This window comes from Mesorhizobium sp. M7A.F.Ca.CA.004.06.1.1 (genome assembly GCF_003999135.1).
GTDB lineage: Bacteria > Pseudomonadota > Alphaproteobacteria > Rhizobiales > Rhizobiaceae > Mesorhizobium.
Genome location: NZ_RZPQ01000490.1, coordinates 1 through 4,486 on the forward strand (window position 1 = coordinate 1; position 4,486 = coordinate 4,486).

The 4,486-nt window shown below is 59.9% G+C and carries 6 protein-coding genes; 2 read left to right on the forward strand and 4 right to left on the reverse strand.

Annotated elements, in window-relative coordinates:
* Nucleotides 1–60 precede the first annotated feature (60 nt).
* The 3 genes from EN906_RS24100 to EN906_RS24110 form a co-directional block, all read right to left on the reverse strand.
* Complete coding sequence (locus EN906_RS24100; RefSeq protein WP_127269622.1) at nucleotides 61–669, reverse strand: transglutaminase-like cysteine peptidase; 609 nt, start codon at nucleotides 667–669, stop codon at nucleotides 61–63.
* Between the two features lie 111 nt (nucleotides 670–780).
* Nucleotides 781–1,398 (reverse strand): PilZ domain-containing protein, encoded by a 618-nt coding sequence (locus tag EN906_RS24105; RefSeq protein WP_236383445.1) that lies wholly within the window; start codon nucleotides 1,396–1,398, stop codon nucleotides 781–783.
* Nucleotides 1,399–1,575: 177 nt separating this feature from the next.
* Nucleotides 1,576–2,208 (reverse strand): PAS domain-containing protein, encoded by a 633-nt coding sequence (locus tag EN906_RS24110; protein ID WP_023812148.1) that lies wholly within the window; start codon nucleotides 2,206–2,208, stop codon nucleotides 1,576–1,578.
* Between the two features lie 388 nt (nucleotides 2,209–2,596).
* Here EN906_RS24110 and EN906_RS24115 point away from each other — a divergent pair, with 388 nt between their 5' ends.
* Together EN906_RS24115 and EN906_RS24120 are read left to right on the forward strand one after the other, a co-directional pair.
* Complete coding sequence (locus tag EN906_RS24115) at nucleotides 2,597–3,355, forward strand: rhomboid family intramembrane serine protease (protein ID WP_127269621.1); 759 nt, start codon at nucleotides 2,597–2,599, stop codon at nucleotides 3,353–3,355.
* Nucleotides 3,356–3,442: 87 nt separating this feature from the next.
* Nucleotides 3,443–3,874, forward strand: a complete 432-nt coding sequence (locus EN906_RS24120; RefSeq protein ID WP_027039198.1) for a CBS domain-containing protein — start codon at nucleotides 3,443–3,445, stop codon at nucleotides 3,872–3,874.
* Nucleotides 3,875–3,922: 48 nt separating this feature from the next.
* On the opposite strand, the gene EN906_RS24125 is transcribed toward EN906_RS24120, so the two are convergent.
* Complete coding sequence (locus EN906_RS24125) at nucleotides 3,923–4,180, reverse strand: YjhX family toxin (RefSeq protein WP_127269620.1); 258 nt, start codon at nucleotides 4,178–4,180, stop codon at nucleotides 3,923–3,925.
* Between the last annotated feature and the right edge of the window lie 306 nt (nucleotides 4,181–4,486).

Sequence of the window (4,486 nt, forward strand, 5' to 3'; positions counted from 1 at the left end):
GGACTCGACCGGGTTTCTCCTGAAGCGCCTCGCATTCACGCGGCGCGCTTGAGCTCTGTTCTAGCGGACGCTGGCGACCGCGTCGGAGCGGCCGTCATTGATCGTCACCCAAACGCCGGAATTCTGGTCCGACTGGCGCTTGAGATAGGTGTAGTCGGTGTCCGTCCAGGACAGGACCTTGGTCTCGAGATTGTCGAGGATGAATTCTCCCAGGCTCGTGCGCACGGTCAGCACCGCGTGGCCGTCGCCATTCGGCTGGCGCGCCACTGTCATCAGCAAATTGCCGGCCGGCACGCCCGCATCCATCAACTCGCGGCGCTTTTCCAGCGCGTAATCCTCGCAATCGCCATAGCCATTGGCCGGATAGGCCCAATATTCCTCGACACCGTAGTTTTCCATGTCGGTGCGCGGCTTGATGCGAGTGTTGACCGAATTGTTGATGTTGACGATCGTCGCCCACAGTTTGCGGGTCAGTTCGACCGGCGCACCCTTCGGGGTCCGTTCGCTGCATTCGCCAGGACTGCGCTGGCAGAACTCATAATGGCCAACAGGCTGGGTGGTGCGTCCGCCGGTGTGCATATAGGCCGGTCCCGCGGCATATGCTGATCCCCAAGCGGAAAGCTGCATCGCCATTGCCACCAGCAACAGCTTGCCCCTCGTGTTCTTCATTGTTGTAGTCTCCCCGTTCGAAGGAGACATTGCCACATGTGGATTTATTTGACGCAAAAGCTCGAAGTAGATATTGAGTAAAACTCCAGTAGAATAAACGTAAAATTTGAATCATTTGAGTATTAATTCGTTTGCATATTGAGGCGCCAATCTCGGTGCGCGGAGGGCTCCCAAGCCCGCCAAGAGTGGGCTAAGCATGCCGGTCATGGCGTCGAAAACAAAAAACCGGCCACACTGGATGCCAATCGCCGGCTTGACGTCGATCTCGACCGCGGCGCCGGAGAGCGAAAGGTCGATTATACGGCATTGGTACTGGCGGCCGTCGGTGAGCTGCAGCACGCTGGTCGGATTGCGCGGCGCGACGCGCTCGTGGCGGCGATCTTCCGGCAGGTCGAGTTCATGCTTGTTGGCGAGCCAGGTCAATTGCGCGGCCAGCTTGTCCTTCTTGCGATCCGACGCGATGACGGTCATCGCGAAACCGTCCTGCAAGGTGCGGGTGACTACACCTTCGATGCGGCCGATATGATCGATGTAGGCAATGATTTTTTCGCCGGGCATGCCGATGCGGTCGGTGCGAAACGCGACATTGCCCGGTGACATGTCGACGACCTGGCAGGGGTGTTCGGTGCGGTCTTCCAGCATGAAGCGTCCGTAGATTTTAACCCGGACGCGCTGAAAGTTACGCCTTTCAGCTTGGGACGGCGCATAGTCGACCGCCGCTGACCTCATGACTGCCTACACCCCGTTTGGCATCCCGCGCGCCGATGCGAGGAACTTCATCAGAGAAGTACAACAAAGCGGGTTAACAAAGGGAAAAAGCGGGCGCTCCAGGGGTTTCCTTTTTGCAGGTCGCGGTGCCAAAACAGCCGCGCAGTTTTGGGCGACGTGCATCAGGCCGCAAACGGACTATTCCTCGCGCCCGCCATCGAACACGACGAGATGGCGGATGCGGCGCGCCCGGCCGAGCGCCGAGATCGTCTCGGGTGCTCCAAGTTCATCGGGAACGAGCGAGGGAACATCGATCGCCGGGCGATTGTTGAGAAGCTCCTTCTCCGGATCGATGACGCGTATCGAATCGATCAACGCGTCGGTGATCGGATCGGCACCCAGCCAGAAGGGCTTCTCCACGGCGCTGATGACGCCCAGGCAACGCGGATTTTCGACACCGCCGTCCAGCGGCAGGGCAAGCAGTTCGAACTTGTTGGAGCGCCCGTTGCGGCTGAAACCCTCATAGCTGATGAGCACGACCGACTTCTGCTCGAAGACGCCATGGATCAGCCGCGAGACGAGCCGCTGATCCTTCTCGCGCCACAGCGATGGAAAGGAAAACCCCTTGAGTTCGCGGCCGTAGCAGGCGCAAAGCCTGGTGCCGGCCAGCCGGAATACGGCCTGTCCGCGCGTGTCCCGCTCCAGGATAAAGGTGTCGGCCAGCAGCGACTTGATGTCGGCCGGCTCGACCTCCGAACGCTTCGGGGCAGGGCGTCCATCACGCAGGCGGTTCCAATATTGGAACAGCGTGATCGATCCATTCTGGTTCATACTATGCTGCTCCGCGCAATCTGTCGTCTGATGTCCCATCGGTGAACAGAAGGGCGCCCTCCGATGACCTACATGCGTTGCGGAGCAGGAAGCGTGCCAGCGTCGTTAACACTTGTTCACGGGTCGGGGCCGTTAAGGTTAACAAGTGGTTTACGTTGCATCGAAGCGAGCCCCGTGGCACACAAAAACCACTCCAGAAGCGGTCGTTTCGCGACGATCGGCAGCACTTCAGTCAAGAGTTTTAGGGGAGCAGGGGGCTCGACCAGCCGTTCAAGGGAAACCTTGAACGGCTTCTTTTTTGATTCGCGCCGCGGCGATTCGCGGTTTGCGGTTCGGTCCGTGGTGATCTAGATGCTCGAGCCCCGAATCCCGCAGAGTGCAATTTCAAATGAGTGAACCGGCATCTCCCTCGGAAGTCGACCCGGTCGAGGGCGCACCTGAACCGCGGCGCGAGCCGGTGTTCAACCTGCCGCCCGTCGTGCTGGCGGTGATCGGCATCTGTGTCGTCGTCTACCTGTTGCAGCAATATGTGTTGAGCGAATCCCAGCAGATGACATTGCTGTATGACGGGGCCTTCATCCCCGTTCTCTACACCGGGCAATACGGCTTCGACTGGTTCCTGTTTTCGCGGCCCTTCACTTATGCCTTCATGCATGGCGGCTTTGCCCATATCGCCATCAATATGGTGTGGCTCGCCGCGTTTGGTTCACCATTGGCAAACCGTCTGGGAGCGCTGTGGTTCGCGCTGTTTTTTGCCGCAACCGGGCTGGCTTCGGTCGCGCTTTTCTGGGCGATGCATCCTTATGGTGAGGCGCCGCTGGTCGGGGCTTCCGGTGCGATATCGGGCATGATGGGGGCTGCGGCGCGTTTCGGCTTCCGCACCGACCGTTCGGCCGGCAAGGCCGCCTTCGCCGGCCCTGTGCTGCCGATCGCATTCGTATTGCGCCTGCGCGGTGTCGTGATCTTCCTCGCCATGTGGATGGTCATCAATCTCGCCACCGGCCTGCTCGGGTTTGCCCCAGGGGTAGATGGTCAGATCGCCTGGGAGGCTCATATTGGCGGCTTTGTCGCGGGCTTCTTCGGCCTGCGCTGGTTCGACAGGCGATGGCAGGCGCCCGAGTGGGAGACGACTGACCACCGCACTTGAAATGCAACCGATCACGGCGCACGATGTTCACTCTTACGTGAAGGCCGGTCAGGGCAGGAACCGGCAGGCAAAGCAGAGGAGGACGCCATGACGGTGAAGGCAATTCTCGAGAGAAAAGGCCATGACGTGTTGACGCTCGGGCCGAACGAAAAGCTGAGCGAAGCCATCCGCATCCTGGCAGAGCACAAGATCGGTGCGCTGGTCATCACCAATGGCGATCGCAAGATCGTCGGCATCCTGTCAGAGCGCGACATCGTCCGGGTTGTCGCCCGGGAAGGTGGAGCCGCGCTCGATATCGCGGTGCGTTCGGCGATGACGCCGAAGGTGAAGATCTGCAACGAAAATCACACCGTCAACGAGGTGATGGAGATTATGACCCGCGGCCGTTTCCGCCATCTGCCGGTGGAAAAGGACGGCATGCTCGATGGCATCGTGTCCATCGGCGACGTGGTCAAGCGCCGCATCGAGGATGTCGAGCGCGAGGCCGACCAGATCAGGGCCTATATCGCCACTGCCTGAACGGTGAGGCGAACCGCCGGCCGGAGAACCGACCGGCGGAACCGCGGGCTACCTGTTGTCGAGTTCGGAGCGGACGAGTGCGAGCCCGCGCCGGGTGATGCGGTAGGGGCCGCCTCCCGACGAAGAAACCGCCTTCTTCCGCTTCAGCTTTCGAAACATGTCGAGATCGACGTCCGGATAGTGCCAGCCGTCGCGGGTCAGGCATTTGACGGAGGCGATCCGCTTCTTGTCGTTCTTTTCGATTTCAATGCGTCCGCCCTGCGCGAGCAGGTGCAGGATGCGCTGTTCAGTGCGCGAAATATCCATGTGAGAGTTTTCCGGGAAAACAAAAAATGCCGCCGCCGCGAAGCTTCGCGGCACGGGGTTTCAGGTTTTCTGCCCTGCCTCGCCAAGAGGTCAGGGCCTTACCGGGACTGAGCGTAAGTGGACATCCACTCTCCATTGGAATGGACGTCCTATAGGCGAAAGCGGCTGAGAAGGCCAGTCCGTGGCTTTGCGCTTGTGTTTTTTGGGCGCTTGTCTCGCGAAGCGGTTTGCACTAGCGAAGTTGCAAACCAAAATATGCGTAAATGCATAATCCGAGTTCCAATACGCAGGCCACAATGTCCCTCA